The 20,702-nt window shown below is 73.1% G+C and carries 20 protein-coding genes; 8 read left to right on the top strand and 12 right to left on the bottom strand.

The window, feature by feature from the left end; translation table 11 throughout:
* The first annotated feature begins 104 nt into the window (after positions 1–104).
* The 3 genes from ureG to ACFIF2_RS10900 all read left to right on the top strand — a co-directional run bounded on the left by ureG (position 105) and on the right by ACFIF2_RS10900 (position 3,282).
* Positions 105–779, top strand: a complete 675-nt coding sequence (ureG, locus tag ACFIF2_RS10910; protein WP_395572352.1) for an urease accessory protein UreG — start codon at positions 105–107, stop codon at positions 777–779.
* On the top strand, positions 767–1,540 hold the full coding sequence (locus ACFIF2_RS10905; protein WP_395572351.1) for an urease accessory protein UreD: 774 nt from the start codon (positions 767–769) through the stop codon (positions 1,538–1,540). Before ureG ends, ACFIF2_RS10905 begins: the two co-directional genes overlap by 13 nt.
* A 128-nt stretch (positions 1,541–1,668) precedes the next feature.
* Positions 1,669–3,282, top strand: coding sequence for an alpha/beta hydrolase (locus ACFIF2_RS10900; protein ID WP_395572350.1), 1,614 nt, complete (start codon positions 1,669–1,671; stop codon positions 3,280–3,282).
* Positions 3,283–3,340: 58 nt separating this feature from the next.
* On the opposite strand, the gene ACFIF2_RS10895 is transcribed toward ACFIF2_RS10900, so the two are convergent.
* The 3 genes from ACFIF2_RS10895 to proP all read right to left on the bottom strand — a co-directional run bounded on the left by ACFIF2_RS10895 (position 3,341) and on the right by proP (position 6,832).
* A complete protein-coding gene (locus ACFIF2_RS10895; RefSeq protein WP_395572349.1) occupies positions 3,341–4,375 on the bottom strand; it encodes an NAD-dependent epimerase/dehydratase family protein in 1,035 nt (344 codons plus the stop codon).
* Positions 4,376–4,454: 79 nt separating this feature from the next.
* Positions 4,455–5,177, bottom strand: a complete 723-nt coding sequence (locus ACFIF2_RS10890; RefSeq protein ID WP_395572348.1) for a lysophospholipid acyltransferase family protein — start codon at positions 5,175–5,177, stop codon at positions 4,455–4,457.
* Between the two features lie 140 nt (positions 5,178–5,317).
* Complete coding sequence (gene proP, locus ACFIF2_RS10885; RefSeq protein WP_395572347.1) at positions 5,318–6,832, bottom strand: glycine betaine/L-proline transporter ProP; 1,515 nt, start codon at positions 6,830–6,832, stop codon at positions 5,318–5,320.
* A gap of 142 nt (positions 6,833–6,974) precedes the next feature.
* On the opposite strand from proP, the gene ACFIF2_RS10880 reads away from it, so the two are divergent.
* Positions 6,975–7,430: an RpiB/LacA/LacB family sugar-phosphate isomerase gene (locus tag ACFIF2_RS10880; RefSeq protein ID WP_395572346.1), complete on the top strand. Its 456-nt coding sequence runs from the start codon at positions 6,975–6,977 to the stop codon at positions 7,428–7,430.
* 27 nt (positions 7,431–7,457) lie between these two features.
* Here the strand turns inward: ACFIF2_RS10880 and rocD are convergent, their stop codons facing one another.
* From rocD to ACFIF2_RS10865, 3 genes are all read right to left on the bottom strand, one after another.
* The gene (gene rocD / locus ACFIF2_RS10875; protein WP_395572345.1) at positions 7,458–8,678 is read right to left on the bottom strand and encodes an ornithine--oxo-acid transaminase; all 1,221 of its coding nucleotides are present in this window, start codon (positions 8,676–8,678) and stop codon (positions 7,458–7,460) included.
* Complete coding sequence (gene ddaH, locus ACFIF2_RS10870) at positions 8,675–9,514, bottom strand: dimethylargininase (RefSeq protein WP_395572344.1); 840 nt, start codon at positions 9,512–9,514, stop codon at positions 8,675–8,677. The genes rocD and ddaH overlap by 4 nt, the downstream gene beginning before the upstream one ends.
* Before the next feature lie 126 nt (positions 9,515–9,640).
* Positions 9,641–10,168, bottom strand: a complete 528-nt coding sequence (locus ACFIF2_RS10865; RefSeq protein ID WP_395572343.1) for an Lrp/AsnC family transcriptional regulator — start codon at positions 10,166–10,168, stop codon at positions 9,641–9,643.
* A 77-nt stretch (positions 10,169–10,245) separates the two neighbouring features.
* Here ACFIF2_RS10865 and ACFIF2_RS10860 point away from each other — a divergent pair, with 77 nt between their 5' ends.
* The 4 genes from ACFIF2_RS10860 to ACFIF2_RS10845 are packed head-to-tail and all read left to right on the top strand — an operon-like array spanning position 10,246 to position 14,387.
* Positions 10,246–11,004, top strand: coding sequence for a LytR/AlgR family response regulator transcription factor (locus ACFIF2_RS10860; RefSeq protein WP_395572342.1), 759 nt, complete (start codon positions 10,246–10,248; stop codon positions 11,002–11,004).
* A 3-nt stretch (positions 11,005–11,007) separates the two neighbouring features.
* Complete coding sequence (locus ACFIF2_RS10855) at positions 11,008–11,367, top strand: hypothetical protein (protein WP_395572341.1); 360 nt, start codon at positions 11,008–11,010, stop codon at positions 11,365–11,367.
* A 27-nt stretch (positions 11,368–11,394) separates the two neighbouring features.
* Positions 11,395–13,173, top strand: coding sequence for a cation acetate symporter (locus ACFIF2_RS10850; RefSeq protein ID WP_395572340.1), 1,779 nt, complete (start codon positions 11,395–11,397; stop codon positions 13,171–13,173).
* Between the two features lie 8 nt (positions 13,174–13,181).
* Positions 13,182–14,387: a sensor histidine kinase gene (locus ACFIF2_RS10845; protein ID WP_395572499.1), complete on the top strand. Its 1,206-nt coding sequence runs from the start codon at positions 13,182–13,184 to the stop codon at positions 14,385–14,387.
* 24 nt (positions 14,388–14,411) lie between these two features.
* On the opposite strand, the gene ACFIF2_RS10840 is transcribed toward ACFIF2_RS10845, so the two are convergent.
* From ACFIF2_RS10840 to ACFIF2_RS10815, 6 genes are all read right to left on the bottom strand, one after another.
* Positions 14,412–14,582 carry a hypothetical protein gene (locus ACFIF2_RS10840; protein ID WP_395572339.1) on the bottom strand — a complete coding sequence of 57 codons (171 nt, stop codon included), beginning with the start codon at positions 14,580–14,582 and terminating at the stop codon, positions 14,412–14,414.
* Between the two features lie 13 nt (positions 14,583–14,595).
* Positions 14,596–16,254, bottom strand: a complete 1,659-nt coding sequence (locus tag ACFIF2_RS10835) for a septum formation family protein (RefSeq protein WP_395572338.1) — start codon at positions 16,252–16,254, stop codon at positions 14,596–14,598.
* 57 nt (positions 16,255–16,311) lie between these two features.
* Positions 16,312–17,262 carry a cytochrome c oxidase assembly protein gene (locus tag ACFIF2_RS10830; RefSeq protein ID WP_395572337.1) on the bottom strand — a complete coding sequence of 317 codons (951 nt, stop codon included), beginning with the start codon at positions 17,260–17,262 and terminating at the stop codon, positions 16,312–16,314.
* A gap of 119 nt (positions 17,263–17,381) precedes the next feature.
* On the bottom strand, positions 17,382–18,407 hold the full coding sequence (locus ACFIF2_RS10825; protein WP_395572336.1) for a 6-phosphofructokinase: 1,026 nt from the start codon (positions 18,405–18,407) through the stop codon (positions 17,382–17,384).
* 177 nt (positions 18,408–18,584) lie between these two features.
* Positions 18,585–19,313, bottom strand: a complete 729-nt coding sequence (locus ACFIF2_RS10820) for a type 1 glutamine amidotransferase (protein ID WP_395572335.1) — start codon at positions 19,311–19,313, stop codon at positions 18,585–18,587.
* A 23-nt stretch (positions 19,314–19,336) separates the two neighbouring features.
* Complete coding sequence (locus ACFIF2_RS10815; RefSeq protein ID WP_395572334.1) at positions 19,337–20,575, bottom strand: MurT ligase domain-containing protein; 1,239 nt, start codon at positions 20,573–20,575, stop codon at positions 19,337–19,339.
* Positions 20,576–20,702 lie beyond the last annotated feature (127 nt).

Here is a 20,702-nt window from a genome sequence, read left to right as displayed (position 1 = left end):
GCCAGGGGGCTCCGCCCCCTGGACCCCCGTTCGGCCTGGACGGCCTTGTCCTCAAACGCCGGACGGGCTGAAATGCCGACCTGAGTTTCATAGGAGCCGCCGCCGTGCATCTCGACCATCACCCCACCCTCCCCGCCGTCTCCGCCGACGCCCGGCGGCCGGACGGCACCCGCCGTGCCCTGCGTGTCGGGCTCGGCGGGCCCGTCGGCTCGGGCAAGACCGCCACCGTCGCCGCGCTCTGCCGGGCGCTGCGGGACGAGTTGTCCCTCGCCGTGGTCACCAACGACATCTACACCCGCGAGGACGCCGAGTTCCTGCTCCGTGAGGCGGTGCTGCCGCCGGAGCGGATCAGCGCCGTGGAGACGGGGGCCTGTCCGCACACCGCGATCCGGGACGACATCTCCGCCAACCTGGAGGCCGTCGAGGACCTGGAGGACGAGGTCGGGCCCCTCGACCTGGTCCTGGTGGAGTCCGGCGGGGACAACCTCACCGCCACCTTCTCCAAGGGACTCGTCGACGCCCAGATCTTCGTGATCGACGTGGCCGGCGGCGACGACATCCCGCGCAAGGGCGGCCCCGGCGTCACCACCGCCGACCTGCTGATCGTCAACAAGACCGACCTCGCCCCGTACGTCGGCTCCGACCTCGCGCGGATGGCCGCCGACGCGAAGGCGCAGCGCGGTGAACTGCCCGTGGTGCTCCAGTCGCTGCGCGGCGAGGACGGCGTGCGGGACGTCGCCGACTGGGTGCGGGCCCGGATCGCCGCGTGGACGGCGTGACCGCGCCGGGCGGCGTGCGGGCGAGGGCGCGCGTCACCGCCCGCGGGGACGGCCGGGGCGGCACCGCGCTGCCCGTGCTGGAGGGCGAGGGACCGCTCGCCGTGCGGCGCACCCGGGGGAGCGCCGGCGAGGCCCGGGTCATGCTGGTCGGCGCCATGAGCGGACCGCTGGGCGGCGACCACTTCACGGTGACCGCCGAGGCCGCCCCGGGTGCCCGGCTGCGGGTCGGCTCGGCCGCCGCCACCCTCACCCTGCCGGGGCAGGACAAGGCCGGATCCCGCTACGACGTCCGGCTCACCGTCGGCGACGACGCCGAACTGCACTGGCTGCCGGAGCAGTTGATCTCCGCGCACGGCAGCGACCTGCACGTCACCACCCGCGTCGACCTCGCCGCCACCGGACGGCTCCTGCTGCGCGAGGAACAGGTCCTCGGACGCGCCGCCGAGGAACCGGGGCGGCTCACCAGCCGTCTCACCGTGCGGATCGCGGGCCGGTGCGTGCTCGACCAGGAACTGGCCTGCGGGCCCGGCGCCCCGGGCGGCTGGGACGGCCCCGCGGGCCTGGCGGGACACCGTGCCGTCGGCCAGCTCGTCGTCGTACGCCCCGAGTTCGCGACCGCTCCACCGGCGGCCCGCGTCCTCGCCGAGGGGGAGGCCGCCGTGCTGCCGCTCGCGGGTCCCGCCGCGCTGGTGACGGCGGTGGCGCCGGACGCGCTGCGGCTCAGGCGGCTGCTGGACGACGCGCTGGCCTCGCTGGACTGAGGTTCCGTCGACCGAACGCCCTTCTCCGTTTATCGGATTGGCAAAGAAGTAGTACCGGCTCTGTTCTCAGGGAACGCACAGCCGCGAGGATCCCCGTACGTGTCGCAATCATGAACGGGGAGGGCCACTTGAGGAAGAGCAGACTGGCGCGCAGAACGGCGGCGCTCGGTTCGGCCGGAGCGCTCGTCACCGCCACACTGGTGGCCGGCGCCGTCGCGGCGCCCACCGCGAGTGCCGCCGCGTCCACCGGCCAGGGACACGCGAAGGGCTGGGACCGCGAGGCGCGCGGCGCCGCCGTCGCCGCGGCGCGCGCCGCACGGGCCGGCATCGACTGGCAGGACTGCGCCGCCGACTGGAACCTGCCCAAGCCGATCCAGTGCGGCTACGTGACGGTGCCGCTCGACTACGCCAAGCCGTTCGGCAAGCAGATCAGGATAGCCGTCGACCGCATAGGCAACACCGGGACGGAGGCCGAACGCCAGGGCGCCCTCGTCTACAACCCCGGCGGCCCCGGCGGCTCCGGACTGCGCTTCCCGGCCCGGGTGACGAGCAAGAACCCGGTGTGGGCCAAGACCGCCAAGGCGTACGACTTCGTCGGCTTCGACCCGCGCGGCGTCGGCAAGTCCGCGCCCATCTCCTGCGTCGACCCGCAGGAGTTCGTCAAGGCGCCCAAGATGGACCCGGTACCCGACTCCGAGGACGACAAGCTCGCCCAGCGCAAGCTGGCCCGCGAGTACGCCGAGGGCTGCCTGGAGCGCAGCGGCGAGATGCTCCCGCACATGACCACGCCGAACACCGCGCGCGACCTCGACGTCGTCCGCGCCGCGCTCGGCGAGAAGAAGCTCAACTTCCTCGGCGTCTCCTACGGCACCTACCTCGGAGCCGTCTACGGCACCCTCTTCCCCGACCACGTGCGGCGGATGGTCGTCGACAGCGTCGTCAACCCGTCCCGCGACAAGATCTGGTACCAGGCCAACCTGGACCAGGACGTCGCCTTCGAGACGCGCTGGAAGGACTGGCAGGACTGGGTCGCGAAGAACGACGCGGCCTACCACCTCGGCGACACCCGCGCCGAGGTCCAGGAGCAGTGGCTGAAACTGCGCGCCACCGCCAAGAAGGAACCCCTCGGCGGGGTCGTCGGCCCGGCCGAGCTGATCTCCTTCTTCCAGAGCGCCCCGTACTACGACTCCGCGTGGGCGCCGGTCGCGTCGGTCTTCAGCGCGTACGTCGCCGGCGACACCCAGGCCCTCGTCGACGCGGCCGCCCCCGACCTGTCGGACACCGCGGGCAACGCCTCCGCGGAGAACGGCAACGCCGTCTACACGGCCGTCGAGTGCGCCGACGCCAAGTGGCCCACCGACTGGAACACCTGGGACCGGGACAACACCCGGCTGCACCGCGACCACCCGTTCATGACCTGGGCCAACGCCTGGATGAACCTGCCCTGCTCCACCTGGCCCGTCAAGCAGCGGACGCCGCTGGACGTGAAGACCGGCAAGGGACTCCCGCCGGTGCTGATCGTCCAGGCCGAGCGGGACGCGGCCACGCCGTACGAGGGCGCCGTCGAACTGCACCAGCGGTTCAAGGGCTCGCGCCTGATCACCGAGCGGGACGCCGGCTCGCACGGTGTCACCGGCCTGGTCAACCCGTGCGTCAACGACCGGGTGGACACCTACCTGCTCACCGGGAAGGTGGACACCGAGGACGTGACCTGCGCCCCGCACGCCACGCCCAAGCCGTAACGACGGCGGGAACGCGCCAGGGGGCGGCCGGTCCGACCGGCCGCCCCCTTCGCCGTCCTCACGCCCGCCGCGCCGCCAGCCAGGTGTCCTCCGCCGCGTAGTCGAAGAGGTCGCCGTACGCCCGGAACATCTTCGGGTACGCCTCCCGCCAGTCCCGGCCGGCCAGCCGCTCCTCGATGAACGCGACCGTCTCCGGCAGCGTCTCGGCGTACCGGACGACCGGGCGGTATCCCAACTCCCGTTCGGCCGCGGCCATGTCGCACACGACCGGCGCGGGCACCGACCACGGCGTGTCGCCCACCCCGTCCACGGGCGGCGGACCGTCCACCCGGACGTCCTCCGTCTCCACGCCCATCGCCGCGTCGACCGCCTTCGCGATCTCGGCCACCGTCGGCGCCTCGGGGTCGACCGCGTTCAGGACGCGGGTGCCGGGACGCGGCGCGGCCAGCCGGATCAGCTCGGCGACGTTGTGCACGCTCACCGGGTGGAAGCGGCTCGCTCCGCCGTACGCGAGGACGCGCCGGCGCCTGCCGTCGAGGTTGCGCTTGACGAAGTACAGCTCGCGCGGCGTCCGGCAGTGCGGACCGTGGACGGCGCCCGCGCGCAGCAGCGTCACGGGCAGCCGGTCGCCCGCCGCGAGCAGCTCCCGCTCCAGCGCTGCCTTGCGGGTGCTGTAGGACGTGTCGCCGGGCCGGACCGTGCGCTGTTCCTCGGTCACCGGCACCGGGTACACGGGGAAGCCGCCGGGCTCGGCCTGCGTGTCGAAGCCGCGGCCCTGGCCGTCCTCGTAGACCGACACGCTGGAGATCACCACCGCCGAGCCGACCCGCCCGGCGAGCGATACCAGTTGCCGCGCGTGGCCCTCCCCGAAGGCCACCACGTCCACCAGGACGTCGCAGCCGTCGCCGACCGCCGCCGACAGCGCCGCGTCGTCCTCCCGGTCGGCCCGCGCCACCCGCACGTCCCCGGGCCAGTCCCCGTCCCGCTCGCCGCCCCGCGAGACGGCCGTCACCTCCCAGCCGTCGCGGGCCAGCGCCCCCACGGCCACCCGCCCGATCTGTCCCGTCGCCCCGATCACCACAGCACGTGTCATGAGGCGACCGTAGGCGCGGACCCGCACACCGGGCCATGCCCTTCTGCCGACGGCAGACAGCGCACCCGGGCGGCGCCCTTCAGCGGCCCGGCAGCCGGGGGAACCTCGGGGTCCGCGCCGCCTTCCGCGCTTCCTCGGCCTTCACGTCGGCCGCGTACCGGTCGACGTACTCCTGACCGGACAGGGACAGGATCGCGTACATGATCTCGTCGGTGACGGCCCGCAGGACGGCCTTCTCGCCCTCCATGCCGGCGTAGCGGGAGAAGTCCAGCGGCTCGCCGAAGCGGATCACCACCGGGTGCAGCCTGGGGATCTTCCGGCCGGGCGGCTGCGCCTCGAAGGTGCCGATCATCGCGCAGGGCACCACCGGCACCCCGGCCCGCAGCGCCATCACGGCGACGCCGACCTTGCCCTTGTACAGCCGGCCGTCGTGCGAGCGGGTGCCCTCGGGATAGATGCCGAGCAGCTCGTCCTTGCCGAGCACGCCCAGCCCCTCGCGGATCGCGGCCTGCCCCGCCTCCTTGCCCGAGCGGTCGACGGGGATCTGCCCGGCGCTGCGGAAGAAGAACGCGGTCAGCCGGCCCTTGATCCCCGGGCCGGTGAAGTACTCGGCCTTGGCGAGGAAGGTGATGCGGCGCCTGAGCACGGCGGGCATCAGGAAGTGGTCGGCGAAGGAGAGGTGGTTGCCCGCGACGATGGCCGCGCCCGACGCCGGCACGTGGTCCAGGCCCTCGATCCGGGGCCGGAAGGCCAGCCTGAGCAGGGGGCCCAGCAGGACGTACTTGAGGACGTAGTAGAACAAGGCGTCGCTCCTCACCCCGGCGGGACGGCTCGTTCGCCGTGTTCTCACTGGTCAACCGGCACAGGCCGGGGTGCCAGTGTAGGTGCGGGCCGGGCCGTCCGGAACCGGACGTGCCCGGCCCGCGGGCCGCGTCGCGCTCGTCAGAACTTCGGCGTCGGCGCCTGCGCCTCGACCATCTCCGCCGCCTCCTCGTCGGTCTGCACCGAGGGCGGCGAGCCCTCCAGGGGCTGCTGTGCCGTCTCCTTCATGCAGGCCACGGCCACGACACCGACGAGGGCCGCGGCCATCGCGTAGTACGCGGGCATCATGTCGGAGCCCGTCACGCCGATCAGCGCGGTGATGACCAGCGGCGTGGTGCCGCCGAACAGCGACGCCGAAAGGTTGTAGCCGACCGACAGGGAGCCGTAGCGGACATTGGTCGGGAACATCGCCGGGAGCGCCGCCGACATCGTGCCCAGCAGGCAGACCAGGGACAGGCCGAGCATCAGCATGCCGGCCGAGACCGCGAGCAGGCTGCCGACCTGCACCAGCACGAACGCCGGGGCGGACAGGACGAAGAAGCTGACCATGCCGGTCATCAGCAGGGGCTTGCGGCCGAAGCGGTCGGACAGCCGGCCGACCTGGTTGATGATCAGCATCAGCAGGATCATGGTGGCCACCAGGATCATCAGACCGTGGCTCTCGCTGTAGTCCAGCTCGTCCGACAGATAGGTCGGCATGTACGACAGCAGCATGTAGTCGGTGATGTTGTACGCGCCGACCAGCGCGATGCACAGGATCAGCGACCGCCAGTGGGTGCGGAAGATCTTCGCGAGGTCGCCCCGCGCGGTGGTCTCCACCGCGTTCGCCGCCTCCGAGATGTGGACGTTGGAGTCCTGGAGCTGCAGGAAGGCGGGCGTGTCGTCCAGCTTCAGCCGCAGATAGATACCGACGATGCCGAGCGGCGCCGCGACGAGGAACGGGATGCGCCAGCCCCAGGCGTCCATGGTGTCGCTGCCGAGCCACGCCGTGAGGGCGGTGACGAGGCTCGCGGCGCCCGTGTACCCGGCCAGCGTGCCCAGCTCCAGGAAGCTGCCGAAGAACCCGCGCCGCTTGTCGGGCGCGTACTCGGCGATGAAGGTGGAGGCGCCACCGTACTCACCGCCGGTCGAGAAGCCCTGGAGCAGGCGGAACACGATCAGCAGGACGGGCGCCCAGAAGCCGATCGCGTCGTAGCTGGGGATGAGCCCGATGGCGGCGGTGCCGATCGCCATGAGGATCATCGTCAGCGCCAGCACCTTCTTGCGGCCGATCTTGTCGCCCATCGGACCGAAGACCATGCCGCCGAGGGGACGGACCAGGAACGCCACGGCGAAGGTGGCGAACGAGGAGAGCAACTGCGCCGTGTCGCTCCCGGACGGGAAGAAGACGCGGCCGATGGTGCCGGCCAGGTAGGCGTAGATGCCGAAGTCGAACCACTCCATGGCGTTGCCGAGGGAGGCCGCCTTCACGGCGCGCTTGACCGCGGCCTCGTCCGTGACGGTGATGTCCGACCGGCGCAGTCGGGGGTTCTGCCGACGCCGGATGGCCCGGAACAGGGCCGGGTGGCGGCGGATCGCCGCTGCGTCGGGTTCTTGGCCGTTGTCGGTGGAGGACGTGGCGGACTCCCTTTCCACGGGCAGACGCTCCCCACGGAGCGCTGCTCGGTCGTACATTTCTCGGGTCGTACCGTTCCCCCGATCATGCTTTGTATGGTCGTGACGTCAGTCATGTGGTTGAGCCGATGAGGTGAGCGGGCCGGCTGAGTAGGCTTCGCACATGCGGATCTCCGTCTCCTCCGACATGGACGAACCCGTGGCCCGGCTCCTCGTTCAGGAGCTGCGGGGACGCGGTCACGAGGTGCTGGCCCACGGAGCACTGAGCCCCGGCGCGGACGCCCGGTGGGCGGTGTGCTCCGAGCGGGCGGCGCGCGACGTCGCCGACGGCACCGCCGACCAGGCGGTGGTGTGCTGCTGGACCGGCACCGGCGCGTCGATCGCGGCGAACAAGGTGCCGGGCGTACGGGCGGCCCTGTGCACGGACGCGTACACGGCGGACGGCGCCCGCCGCTGGAACGACGCCAACGTCCTCGCCCTGAGCCTGCGGCTGACCTCGGGGCCGCTGCTGGGGGAGATCCTCGACGCCTGGTTCGCGGGCGCGCCCAGCGAGGACGCCGAGGACCGGGAGAACGTGACGCGCGTGGAGCGGCTCGACGGGGGCCGGGCCGCTCCCTGAGGACGGACGGTCTGAGGGCGGACGGGGTCAGGACACCAGCACCTTCTCCAGGGTGCCGAGGGCCTCCCGCAGCTCCTCGCCGGTGACGGTCAGCGGCGGGGCCAGCCGGATCGTGGAGCCGTGGGTGTCCTTGACGAGGATGCCCTCGCGCATCAGCCGCTCGCTGATCTCACGCCCGGTGCCGAGCGCCGGGTCCACGTCGACGCCCGCCCACAGCCCTCGGGCACGGAAACCGACGACACCCTTGCCGACCAGGGCGGCCAGCCCCTCGCGCAGCACCACGCCCAGCTCGTCGGCCCGGCGCTGGAACTCGCCGGTCCCCAGCAGCTCCACCACCGCCGTGCCGACCGCCGCCGCCAGCGGATTGCCGCCGAACGTCGACCCGTGCTCGCCCGGGTGCAGCACCCCGAGCACCTCGCGGCTGCCGACCACCGCCGACACCGGGACGATGCCGCCGCCCAGCGCCTTGCCGAGCAGCACCACGTCCGGCACGACCGACTCGTGCTCGACGGCGAGGGTGCGCCCCGTGCGGCCCAGACCCGACTGGATCTCGTCCGCGACGAAGAGGCACCCGGCCCGGCGGGTCAGCTCCCGCACCCCGGTCAGATAGCCGTCGTCCGGGATCAGCACCCCCGCCTCGCCCTGGATGGGCTCGATCAGCACCGCCGCCGTCGTCTCGTCGACCGCCGCCTCCATCGCCGCCAGGTCGTTGTACGGGACGACCCGGAAGCCGGGGGTGAAGGGGCCGAAGCCCGAGCGGGCGCTCTCGTCGGTGGAGAAGCCCACGATCGTCGTCGTACGGCCGTGGAAGTTGTCCGCCGCGACCACGATCGTCGCCCGGTCGGCGGGGACGCCCTTGACGTCGTAGGCCCATTTACGGGCCACCTTGATGCCGCTCTCCACGGCTTCTGCGCCGGTGTTCATCGGCAGCACCATGTCCGTGCCGGTCAGCGCGGCCAGCCCTTCGGCGAAGGAGGCGAGGCGGTCGTTGTGGAAGGCCCGCGAGGTGAGGGTCAGCCGGTCGAGCTGACGGTGGGCAGCCTCGACCAGCGCGGGATGGCGGTGGCCGAAGTTCAGCGCCGAGTAGCCCGCCAGCATGTCCAGGTAGCGACGGCCCTCCACGTCCTCGACCCAGGCGCCCTCGGCGCGGGCCACGACGACGGGCAGCGGGTGGTAGTTGTGCGCGAGGACGGGCTCCTCCGCGCGGATCAGCTCCGCGGAGCCGCGGGCGCGGGCGGGTGCGGTCATGGGCGGGTCTCCCGGATCTCCTGGGTGCAGCACTTGATGCCGCCACCGGCCTTGTGGAACTCGGACAGGTCGACGGGGACGGGGACGTAGCCGAGGCCGGCGAGCTGCTCGGCGAGCCCCCGGGCCCCGGGCGCGAGGAACACGTGCCGGCCGTCGCAGACGGAGTTCAGCCCGAACGCCATCGCGTCCTCGCGGGTGGCGAGCACCGCGTCCGGGTAGAGCCGTTCGAGCACCTCACGGCTGCCCGGTGAGAAGGCCCCGGGGTAGTAGGCGATGTTCCCGTCGGACCCGTCGGCCCCGTCGTCGAGCACGAACAGCGCCGTGTCCAGGTGGTAGAAGTACGGGTCCACCAGCGTCAGCGAGATCACCGGCACCCCGAAGAACTCCTGCGCCTCGCGGTGCGCCTCACGGGTGGTGCGGAACCCCGTGCCCGCCAGGATCCACCGCCCGGCCGGCACCAGGTCGCCCTCGCCCTCGCAGACCGACTCGGGGTGCTGGACCTCGAAGCCCTCCGTCTTGAACCACGCCTCGAAGGGCACCGACTCAGGACGCCGCTCGGGCGCGTGGAAGAGCGAGCCGAGGACGCGGCCGTCCACGACGACCGCGCAGTTCGCGGCGAAGACCATGTCGGGCAGGCCCGGGACGGGCGCGACGCTGTCGACGGTGTGGCCGTGGGCCCGGTAGGTGTCGACCAGAGCCTGCCACTGGTCCAGCGCGCGGATGACGTCGACGGGCCTGCCGGTGCTCATCCACGGGTTGATGGCGTACCGCACGGCGAAGTGTCTGGGTTCGCAGACCAGGAAGCGCCGCGGGCGCGGCACACGGGATGCGGTCACAGAGGGGTTCCTCCGTTTCCTCACGGGTTGTGACTGAGGGATGACACCACGGTAGGAAGCGGGAGAGACGGACGACAAGCGACAAAGGCTGCGTGTCAGCGCAGGAACACTGCGTCTTCGGGCAGGTCAACGCACGTCTGATGCGCCGTCCGCCGCCCCTCGGGCCGTCTCTTCGGGCGCCGGCTGGCTCGCGCCCGCCTCCGGACTGTCCGGGATGAGATGGGACAGCACCATCACACTGATCGTCTTCCGGATGAACGGCTCGGCCCGGATCCGCTCCAGCACCTCCTCGAAGTGCTCCACGTCCCGCGCCCGCACGTGCAGCAGCGCGTCCGCGCCGCCGGTCACCGTCATCGCCGCCGTGATCTCCGGATAGCCGCGCGCCACCTCCGCCAGCCGCCGGGGAGGTGCCGCGCCCTCGCAGTACACCTCGACGTACGCCTCGGTGCGCCAGCCCAGCGCGGACGGCCGCACCGTCGCCGTGAACCCGGTGATCACGCCCGTCTCGCGCAGCCGGTCCACCCGGCGCTTGACCGCCGTGGAGGACAGCCCGACCGCCGTGCCGATCTCGGCGAAGGACGTCCTGGCGTTCGCCATCAGGGCGGTGACGATCTTCCGGTCGAGTTCGTCGAACGGCGTGGGCCTGCTGTTCATGCGGGCACTGTATCCAGCGGATACGTCCCCGCCGGGCACGTGTGCAGGCGTACGGATTGCTCCTACACTCCACCTTCATGCTGCGCGCCCTGGCTGTCGACGACGAACGCCCCACCCTCGAGGAACTCGTGTACCTGCTCAACGCCGACCCCCGCGTCGGCACGGCGGAGGGCGCGTCGGACGCGACGGAGGCGCTGCGCCGCATCAACCGCGCCCTGGAGTCGGGCCCCGACGGGCCGGACGCCATCGACGTCGTCTTCCTCGACATCCAGATGCCGGGCCTCGACGGACTGGACCTCGCCCGGCTGCTGACCGGGTTCGCCCGGCCCCCGCTGGTCGTCTTCGTCACCGCGCACGAGGACTTCGCCGTCCAGGCCTTCGACCTCAAGGCCGTCGACTACGTCCTCAAACCCGTCCGCAGGGAACGGCTCGCCGAGGCGGTCCGCCGCGCGGCCGAACAGCGCGGCGCTCCCGCCCCCGCCCCGCGCATCCCCGTGCACGAACCCGACCCCGACCACATCACCGTGGAGCTCGGCGGCGTCACCCGCTTCGTCCCCGTCGAGGACATCACCCACGTCGAGGCCCAGGGCGACTACGCCCGCCTGCACACCGACAAGGGCAGCCACCTCGTCCGCATCCCCCTGTCCACCCTGGAGGAGCGCTGGCGCGCCCGCGGCTTCGTCCGCATCCACCGCCGCCACCTCGTCGCCCTGCGCCACATCGGCGAACTGCGGCTGGACGCCGGCAGCGTCAGCGTCCTGGTCGGCACCGAGGAACTCCAGGTCAGCCGGCGCCACGCCCGCGAACTGCGGGACCTGCTCATGCGGAGGCCGTGAGTCATGCCCCAGGACCCCACCGAACGCCGGGTCACCGTCACCGGCCCGCCCCGGCGCACCCGGCGGGCCTCGGGCTACTACCGCCCGCGCACCGAGATCGACGAGCAGACCACCCTCGGCCACACCTACGTCCGCTCCCTGATGCGCAGCCAGCTGCGGGCCGGTCTCGCCGTCCTCGCGGTCCTCGGACTGCTGGTCGGGCCGCTGCCGCTGCTGTTCGCCGCGATGCCCGACGCCCGCCGCCTGGAATGGGCCGTCCTGGGCTTCGGCCTGTACGCCCCGCTCGTCCTGCTGGCCCGCTGGTACGTGCGCCGCGCCGAGCGCAACGAACGCGACTTCGTGCGCCTGGTCGAAGACCGGTGACGGTCCGGGAAAGGCCGTGAAGGCACCATGAACTCCGGCTACGCCATACCCGCCGTCGCCCTCGTCGTCGTCGCCACCGTCCTCGTCGGCGCCTTCGGCCTGCGCATCTCCCGCACCACCTCCGACTTCTACGTCGCCTCGCGCACCGTCGGCCCCCGCCTCAACGCCGCCGCCATCAGCGGCGAGTACCTCTCCGCCGCGTCCTTCCTCGGCATCGCCGGCCTGGTCCTCGTGCAGGGCCCCGACATGCTCTGGTACCCGGTCGGCTACACCGCCGGGTACCTGGTCCTGCTCCTGTTCGTCGCCGCCCCGCTGCGCCGCTCGGGTGCCTACACGCTGCCCGACTTCGCCGAGGCCCGGCTCGCCTCCCAGGGCGTGCGGCGGCTGGCGGGGGCGTTCGTCGTCGGCGTCGGCTGGCTGTACCTGCTGCCGCAGCTCCAGGGCGCCGGACTGACCCTGACGGTGCTGAGCGGGGCGCCCGACTGGCTGGGCGGGGTCATCGTCGCCGTCGTCGTCACCGCCATCGTCGCCGCCGGCGGCATGCGCAGCATCACCTTCGTCCAGGCCTTCCAGTACTGGCTGAAGCTCACCGCCCTGCTCGTCCCCGCCCTCTTCCTGGTGCTGGCCTGGCAGGGCGACGGCGCACCCGGCCGCGCCTTCGACGAACCGGCCACCTTCCGCGAGCAGCGCTCCGTCCGGGTCGACGACGGCCTCACCCTGGAGCTGGAGCGCCCCCTGACCGTCACCGTCGACGGCACCGTGGACGGCCGCGCCCACGACGGCACCCGCCTCGCCCTGCCGGCCGGCGCCCACCGCATCGAGGCGGGCACCCGCCTCACCTTCGCCGAGGGCACCCCCGTCCCGGCGGCCGGGCGCGGTGCGGACGACGCCCTGTCGCCCTCCAGCGCCGAGAACCGCACCGAACGCCCGCTGTACGCCACCTACGGGCTCATCCTCGCCACGTTCCTCGGCACCATGGGCCTGCCGCACGTCGTGGTCCGCTTCTACACCAGCCCGCACGGCGTCGCCGCCCGCCGCACCACCGTCGCCGTCCTCGGCCTGATCGGCGCCTTCTACCTGCTGCCGCCCGTCTACGGCGCCCTCGGCCGCCTGTACGCCCCCGAGCTGACCCTCACCTCGGACGCCGACGCCGCCGTCCTGCTGCTGCCGGAACGGGTGATCGGGGGAGTGGGCGGCGACCTGCTCGGCGCCCTGGTCGCGGGCGGTGCCTTCGCGGCGTTCCTGTCCACCGCGTCGGGGCTGACCATGGCCGTCGCGGGCGTCCTGACCCAGGACGTGCTGCCGTCCCGGGGCGTACCGCACTTCCGGCTCGGCACCGTGCTCGCCATGGCCGTGCCGCTGGCGGCGAGCGCGCTGGTCGGCGGGCTGCCGGTCGCCGACGCCGTCGGCCTCGCGTTCGCCGTCTCCGCCTCGTCGTTCTGCCCGCTGCTCGTCCTCGGCATCTGGTGGCGGCGGCTGACCCCGCCCGGCGCGGCGGCCGGGATGCTGGTGGGCGGCGGCTCCGCGCTGCTCGCCGTCGCCGCGACCATGGGCGGCTTCCCGGGCGGCGGCGGGGCGCTGCACGCGCTGCTGGCCTGGCCCGCCCTGTGGTCGGTGCCGCTGGGCTTCCTCACGATGATCCTGGTCTCGCTGGCCACCCCGGGCCGGGTGCCGGCCGGGACGGCGGCGATCCTGGCCCGCTTCCACCTGCCGGAAGAACTGCGCACCGAAGAACTGCGGACCGAGGTGTCCCCCGTGACGCGGACCGAGGCGTCCCCCGTGACGCGGACCGAGGTGTCCCCGTGAGCGACTCGATGAGCGGTTTCCTGGCGGGTCTGGTCGTCGCCGTCCTGCCCCTGCTCGCCGCGGGTTTCTGGCTGGGGCGGCGCACGGCCCGCCCGCAGAACCTGGGCGGCCTGGGCACCCCGGTCGAGCACGCCACCTTCCAGACCCTGCACACCGCCTCCCTGGCCACGCCCCCGCTGCGGGCCGGCCTGACCGAGGAGACGGCCGGGAAGTCCGCCCGCAAGCTGCGGTCGCTGCTGGGCACGGACGCGCTGTGCCTGACCGACCTCAAGGAGGTCCTGGCCTGGGACGGAGCGGGCGCCCACCACCGCACGGAGATCATGGAACGCCTGGCCGGCCCGCTGGAGACCGGACGCGGGGAGGCCTTCCCGCTCACCTGCGACACCCCCGACTGCGCGGTGCGCTGGGCGGTGGTCGCCCCGCTCACCGTCGACGACCGGGTGCACGGCGCGCTCGTCGCCTGCGCGCCCCGCGAGTCCGCCGTCCTGGTCCGGGCGGCCGGCGAGGTCGCCCGCTGGGTCTCCGTCCAGCTCGAACTGGCCGACCTCGACCAGTCCCGGACCCGGCTGATCGAGGCCGAGATCAAGGCCCTGCGCGCCCAGATCTCCCCGCACTTCATCTTCAACTCGCTCGCGGTCATCGCGTCCTTCGTGCGCACCGACCCCGAGCGCGCCCGCGAGCTGCTGCTGGAGTTCGCCGACTTCACCCGCTACTCGTTCCGCCGGCACGGCGACTTCACCACCCTCGCCGACGAACTGCACGCCATCGACCACTACCTGGCGCTGGTGCGGGCGCGCTTCGGTGACCGCCTCGCCGTCACCCTCCAGGTCGCCCCGGAGGTGCTGCCGGTCGCGCTGCCCTTCCTCTGCCTCCAGCCGCTGGTCGAGAACGCCGTCAAGCACGGCCTGGAGGGCAAGGCGGACCGGTGCCGGATCCAGATCACCGCGCAGGACGCGGGCGCCGAGGCCCTGGTCGTCATCGAGGACGACGGCGCCGGCATGGACCCCGGCCTGCTGCGCCGCATCCTGGCGCGCGAGGTCAGCCCGTCGGGCGGCATCGGGCTGTCCAACGTCGACGACCGGCTCCGCCAGGTCTACGGAGACGACCACGGCCTGGTCATCGAGACGGCCGTCGGCGCGGGCATGAAGATCACCGTCCGGCTGCCGAAGTACCAGCCGGGCGTGCACTCGGCGGGCCGGCTCGGCCGCGAGTGAGGTGTCGGCGCGCCCCCTCGGGGCTCACGCGCTGCGGGTGGCCACCATCCCCAGGGTGATCAGTCCCAGCACGACCCAGCCGAACCACAGCCAGCCGTTGCTTCCGAGCGCCACCGTGTAGGCCGTCACCGCGACCAGGCCGCCGATGGTGAGCGCCCCCATCGTCTTCGTCGAACTGTCCGGGGAACCGGGCATCGCAACACCCTCCTCATGGTCCGTTCCCCTCCATGGTGCCCCCGTTCTGCCTCCGCACGGTGCAGACGACGAGATGTGACCCGGTTTTCCAGGCCCCGGCGGCCGTCCGGGACCCGGACTCGTGCAGCGAGGGGTCGAATCCGTAGTCGCGCGGCGGGACGTCCCGCGCACACGCGGCGTCCGCCGCCGAGGGCGCCTCGGCGAGCGTGACGTCGGGGGCCAACCGGGTGAATCCGAGGACCTGCGCGTCGTACCGGCCCGCGCAGGACACCAGCCGGGCCTCCCGTGCGGAGCGCACGTCCAGGCAGTCCCGGCGCTGCATGGTCGCGGTGTCCGCGAACACCGAACCGGGCGCGCGATGCCGGCCGAGCGGCCCGTACACCGGGCCGTGCGCGCCCAGCAGCAGGCAGGCGGTGCGCCGCCCGGCGGTCCCGAAGCCGTCGTCCGTCGGTACGACGGCCACGCCGCGCACCCCGGCCAGCCGGTCCCGGGCCTCCCGGGTCCGCTCCTCGCACCGCGCCGGCCCCAGTGCGCGGGCCTCCTCGGCGGAGGAGGCGGGCACGAACGCCATCACCTGGCCGTCGGGCGCCCGGCCCCGGCAGGCGGGGTCCACGGTGAGGCGCGGCGTCCCCGCGAACCGCACGCCGCCCGGCCACCGGGCGCGCACGCAGTCCCCGTCCTCCAGCGCCGCCACGAGTCCCACGGCCTCGCCGTACGGCATCCCGTTCCCGTCGGCCGCACGGTCGGCCAGCGCGTACCAGACGCCGCCCAGGGCGAGGAGCAGCCCCAGGGCGCCGGACAGGACGGCCCGCGGGGTCCGGGGACGCGGACGCCGGTGCCCGCCGGACCCGGGCGTCGCCGGGACCCCGGCCGTCGCGAGCGGCGAGGGCGGAGGCGTGGACCAGGGCGGCCGCGATCCGGGGTCGGTCCGCGGCCGGACGTACGCGTCGGTCTGCGGTGTGACGATCCACGCCAGTTCCGCCTCCACCTCGGCCGCCGTGATCCGAGGTCCCGGTCCGTCGCCGAGGAGCCGCTCCAGCAGCGGCCCCAGCGCGCCGGCCCGCACCGGCGGCACCGGTGCCCCCGGCCGGTCCGGGCCCGGCCCTCCGCCGAAGGGCTCGTGGCCCTCGACGGCGTAGTAGAGCGTGCGGCCCAGGGAGCAGAGCGCGTCACCGTCCCCGGGGGCGGCGCGGTCCGTGAGCAGGATCCGGCCGTACGGCGCACCCGTGCGGTCCGGGGCCAGCAGGATGTCGTCCGGCCGTACCTCCCGGCACGGCAGGCCCCGCCCGGACCCGTCGGCCGACGCGTCGAGCACGGCGAGTCCGATCCGGGCGCACTCGGCCGGGGCGAGCGGTCCGCGCCGGGCCACCAGCTCGGTGAGGCCGACGGCGCCCGCCACGTACTCCATGACGGTCCACGGCCCGCCCGCGTGGTCCACGACGTCGTGCACGGTCACCACGTGCGGATGGACGCCCGGCCGCGGCCGGGCCCGCCCGTCCGCGCGGGCGTCCCGCAGGGCGACCTCGCCGCCCAGCCACTGGTCGTGGGCGAGCCACACCCGCCTGGCCCCACCGCCGGCGCCGAGCGGGCGCAGCAGCAGATAACGGGCGGCGACGAGCCCGCCGACCTCCGGTTCCGGTTCCTGTGATCCTGAGAACGCGTGACGCGTCATACCGCTCCCCCCGGGCGGTCCCCCGACGCGCCACATGCTACTGAACCGGGCCGCCGGTCAGCCGCCGCGTGTGTTCAGTGAGGCCAGATAGGCGTTGTACGCCTCGAGTTCCTTGTCGCCGTCGCGGTCGGCGGCCCGGTCGGTGCGCCGGGCCTGCCGCTTCTCCGACGCGTACCACTGGAACAGCAGCGCCAGCAGCACCAGCACGGACGGGACCTCGCTGAAGGCCCAGGCGATGCCACCGGCCGCGTTCTGGTCGGAGAGCGCGTCGATGCCGAGCGACGCGGGCGGGTTCTCGAACGTCTCGACCATGGGCCCGGACGCCATCATCAGCGCGATGCCGAAGAACGCGTGGAACGGCATGCCCGCGAACAGCTCCAGCATCCGCATCACGTAGCCCGGCCGGTGCGGGCCCGGGTCCACGCCCATGATCGGCCAGAAGAACACCAGCCCGACGGCGAGGAAGTGCACCATCATCCCGATGTGCCCGACCTTGGAGCCCATGAGGAAGTCGAAGAGGGGCGTGAAGTACAGCGCGTACAGGCTCGCGATGAACAGCGGGATCGTGAACGCGGGGTGGGTGATGATCCGCATGTAGCGGCTGTGCAGCAGCATCAGCAGCAGCTCGCGGGGGCCCTTGCGGCCACGGGCCGCCGGGGGCAGCGCGCGCAGGGTCAGGGTGATCGGCGCGCCCAGCAGCAGCAGGATCGGCGAGACCATGCTGATGATCATGTGCTGCACCATGTGCACGCTGAACATGACCATGCCGTAGTCGTTGAGCTTGGTGCACATCATCAGCAGCACGCTCAGCACACCGACGACGAAGGACACGGTCCGGCCCACCGGCCACTTGTCGCCGCGCCGGGTCAGTCGCAGGACGCCCCAGCCGTACAGCGCCAGACCCAGGAGGCAGGCGATCAGGAAGAAGGGGTCCGCCGACCACGCGAGACCTCGCCCCAGCGTGAACGGCGGCAGATCCATCGTCATGCCGTGCCCGCTGTGATCCATCCGCCGGCTCCTGTTTCGTGGGGGTTGCGCGCGGTTCAGCGCCGTCTGTCCGAAGCAAGACTAGAACCGCCCCCGGTCACCGTGGTGACCGGGGGCGGTGTCGGCGTACTACCGCGACCTCACAGCACGCACTCCGCCTCCGCGTACCGCGCGTCCGGCACCGTCTTCAGCGACTCCACCGCCTCCGCCAGCGGCACCATCCGGATGTCCGTCCCGCGCAGGGCCGTCATCATCCCGAACTCGCCCCGGTGCACCGCCTCCACCGCGTGCCACCCGAACCGCGTGGCCAGCACCCGGTCGTACGCGGTCGGCGTGCCGCCCCGCTGGACGTGCCCGAGGATCACCGGCCGCGCCTCCTTGCCGAGCCGCTCCTCCAGCTCGATCGAGAGCTGGCGGGCGATCCCGGCGAAGCGCTCGTGGCCGTAGACGTCCTTGCCGCCCTCGTCGAAGTCCATGGTCCCGGCCTTCGGCTTGGCGCCCTCGGCGGCGACCACGATCGCGAACCGCTTGCCCGCCGAGAACCGCTCGCCGACCTTGGCGGCCAGCTCCTCGATGTCGAAGGGCCGCTCCGGGACGACCACGGCGTGCGCGCCGGCCGCCATGCCCGAGTGCAGCGCGATCCAGCCGGTGTGCCGCCCCATGACCTCGACGATCAGCACCCGCTGGTGGGACTCGGCGGTGGTCTTCAGCCGGTCCAGGGCCTCGGTGGCGACGGTGACCGCCGTGTCGAAGCCGAACGTCACGTCGGTGACCGCTATGTCGTTGTCGATGGTCTTCGGCACGCCCACGATCGGCAGCCCGTTGTCGGACAGCAGCCGGGCCGCCTTCAGCGTGCCCTCGCCGCCGATCGGGATGATCGCGTCGAGCCCGAGCTCCTCGACGTGGCCCCGGGCGCGCTCCACGCCGTCCCGCAGGTGCTCGGGGCGGACCCGGGAGGAGCCGAGGATGGTGCCGCCGCGCGCCAGGATGCCGCCGACGGCGTCGAGGTCGAGCTTGAGGTAGTCGCACTCCAGGAGGCCCTTCCAGCCGTCCCGGAAGCCGATGACCTCGTCGCCGTGGTCGACGACGGCACGGTGCACGACGGACCGGATGACGGCGTTCAGGCCGGGGCAGTCGCCGCCGGACGTGAGGACACCAATGCGCATAGCCCGAAATACCTTCTCAAGTGGCACGGGTCCGGACCGCGCTGTCCGGCTCGATCCCCGCCACCCTAGCGGCACCGGGGGGCGGGACCGAACCGTGCGTCCGCCTACTGGACGTGCCCGCTCACCTGTGCGGATGACGCATCAGACGGGCCGTCCGCACCGGTGCCGGGCAGGGGGTCAGGCCGGCTGCTGCGCCGCCGCGATCCGCTCGCTGCGCAGCGCCTCGTACCACCGGTCGTCGGTCGGCGGCAGCGCGTTCACGTCCAGGGCGAGCTTCAGCAGCAGGTCCGCGATCTGCGGGTTGCGCGCCAGCACCGGGCCGTGCATGTACGTACCGAAGACCGTGTCGTTGTACGCGCCCTCCGTGCCGTCCCCGGTGCCGTTGCCGTTGCCGAAGCGGACCTGGGCGAGGGGGCGGGCGGTGGGGCCGAGGTGGGTGACGCCCTGGTGGTTCTCGAAGCCGGTCAGCGGCGGCAGCCCGAGACGCGGGTCGATGTCGCCCAGCACGTCGCCGACGCACCGGGCGCCCTCGCCGCGCGTGGAGACCACGTCGAGCAGGCCGAGGCCCGGCTCGCGCTGCCCGAGGTCGTTGATGAACTCGTGGCCGAGGATCTGGTAGCCGGCGCAGACCGAGAAGACGATCGCGCCGTTCTCGACCGCCCGGTGCAGGCCGCCGTCGCGGCGCAGCCGCTCGGCCGCCAGCCGCTGCGGGCGGTCCTCGCCGCCGCCGATGAGGTAGATGTCGCCGGAGGTCGGGATCGGCTGGTCGCTGCGCACGTCGAGCCGGGCCACGTCGAGGCCGCGCTGCCGCGCCCGGCGCTCCACGACCAGGGCGTTGCCCTGGTCGCCGTAGGTGCTGAGGAGGTCCGGGTAGATCCAGACGATCCGCAGTTGGTTGTCGCTCACGAAAGTCCCCTGAAGTCTCGCGGTCAGTTGCCGACGCGGCGGCGCAGGTCCTGGAAGGCGGTGTAGTTCGCGATGACCTCGATGCGTCCCGGGGGGCACATCGACACTGCCTGGTCGAGGTCCTCGCACACCTGGAACTGCTGGTTCGCGACCTCCAGGCGCACCGCGAGGTCCAGCTTCCGGTCGCCGACCACGCAGATCGGGTGGCCGGTGAGCCGGGTGTAGTCCACGTCCCACAGCCAGGAGGTGTCGGTGCCGTCGGCGCCGCGCGCGTTCACCGAGAGGATCACCGGCGTCGGCGGCGGGTCGATCAGGGAGAAGGTCTCCAGCCAGCCCGCCGGGTTCTTGGCGAGCAGCAGGCGCAGGTCGCGGCCCTGGAACTGGACCACGTCGTAGCGACCGGCGACCGCCTGCACCTGGTACATGCGCTCCAGGGCGACCTGCGGCGGCACCCCGAAGACGGCGGCGACGGCGGCCGAGGAGGCGGCGTTGGCCTTGTTGGCGCGGCCCGGCAGCTGGAGGTGGATCGGCCAGGCGGAGCCGTGCGGGTCCAGGACGTGGTCGCCGGAGAGCGCCCAGCTCGGCGTGGGACGGCGGAAGCCGCACTCGCCGCAGAACCAGTCGTCGCCGGGGCGCTGCATCACGCCGCCGCAGGCCGGGCAGGACCAGGCGTCGTCCTTCCACATCTGCCCGGCGGCGACCCAGATGACGTTGGGGGAGGAGGACGCGGCCCACACGACCAGCGGGTCGTCCGCGTTGGCGACGATCACGGCCTTGGAGCCGGTCAGGCCCTCGCGCCAGTTCTCCGCGAGCATCCGGGTCTCGGCCGCGCGGTCGAGCTGGTCGCGGGAGAGGTTGAGCAGCGCGATGCACTGGGGCTCGGTGGCCTGGGCGACGCCGACGAGGTACTTCTCGTCGACCTCGATGACGCCGTACCGGGCCTCCGCGCCGCCGGCGAGTGCCGAGGTGATGCCGGCCGGCATGTTGGCGCCGAGCGCGTTGGAGACGACCGGGCCGGCCGCCTTGAGCGCCTCGGCGATGAGCCGGGTGGTGGTGGTCTTGCCGTTGGTCGCCGAGACGAGGGTCACGTCCAGGTGCTGGGCGAGCCGGGCCAGGAGGTCGGGGTCGAGTTTGAGCGCGACCCGGCCGCCGATCACCGAACCGCTGCCGCGTCCCGCGGCGCGCGACGCCGCCGCGACCGCCTTGCCCGCGGTCACGGCGATCTTGGCCCGCGGCGTGAGCGGGTCCGAGTTGCCTGCCATCAGTTCTCGATCCTCCTTGCGTACGCGCCGCGCCTGAAGCCTGGGAAGCCTGACGGCCACGTGGTGTGGACCTCAGCCTATCGAGATCCATTCGCACTCCCGAATCGCGGCACCGGCCACGGGGTTC

This window comes from Streptomyces sp. BK79 (genome assembly GCF_044142145.1).
GTDB lineage: Bacteria > Actinomycetota > Actinomycetes > Streptomycetales > Streptomycetaceae > Streptomyces.
The sequence above is the reverse complement of the archived record's forward strand: the minus strand, read 5'-3'. Positions and strand labels throughout refer to the sequence as shown.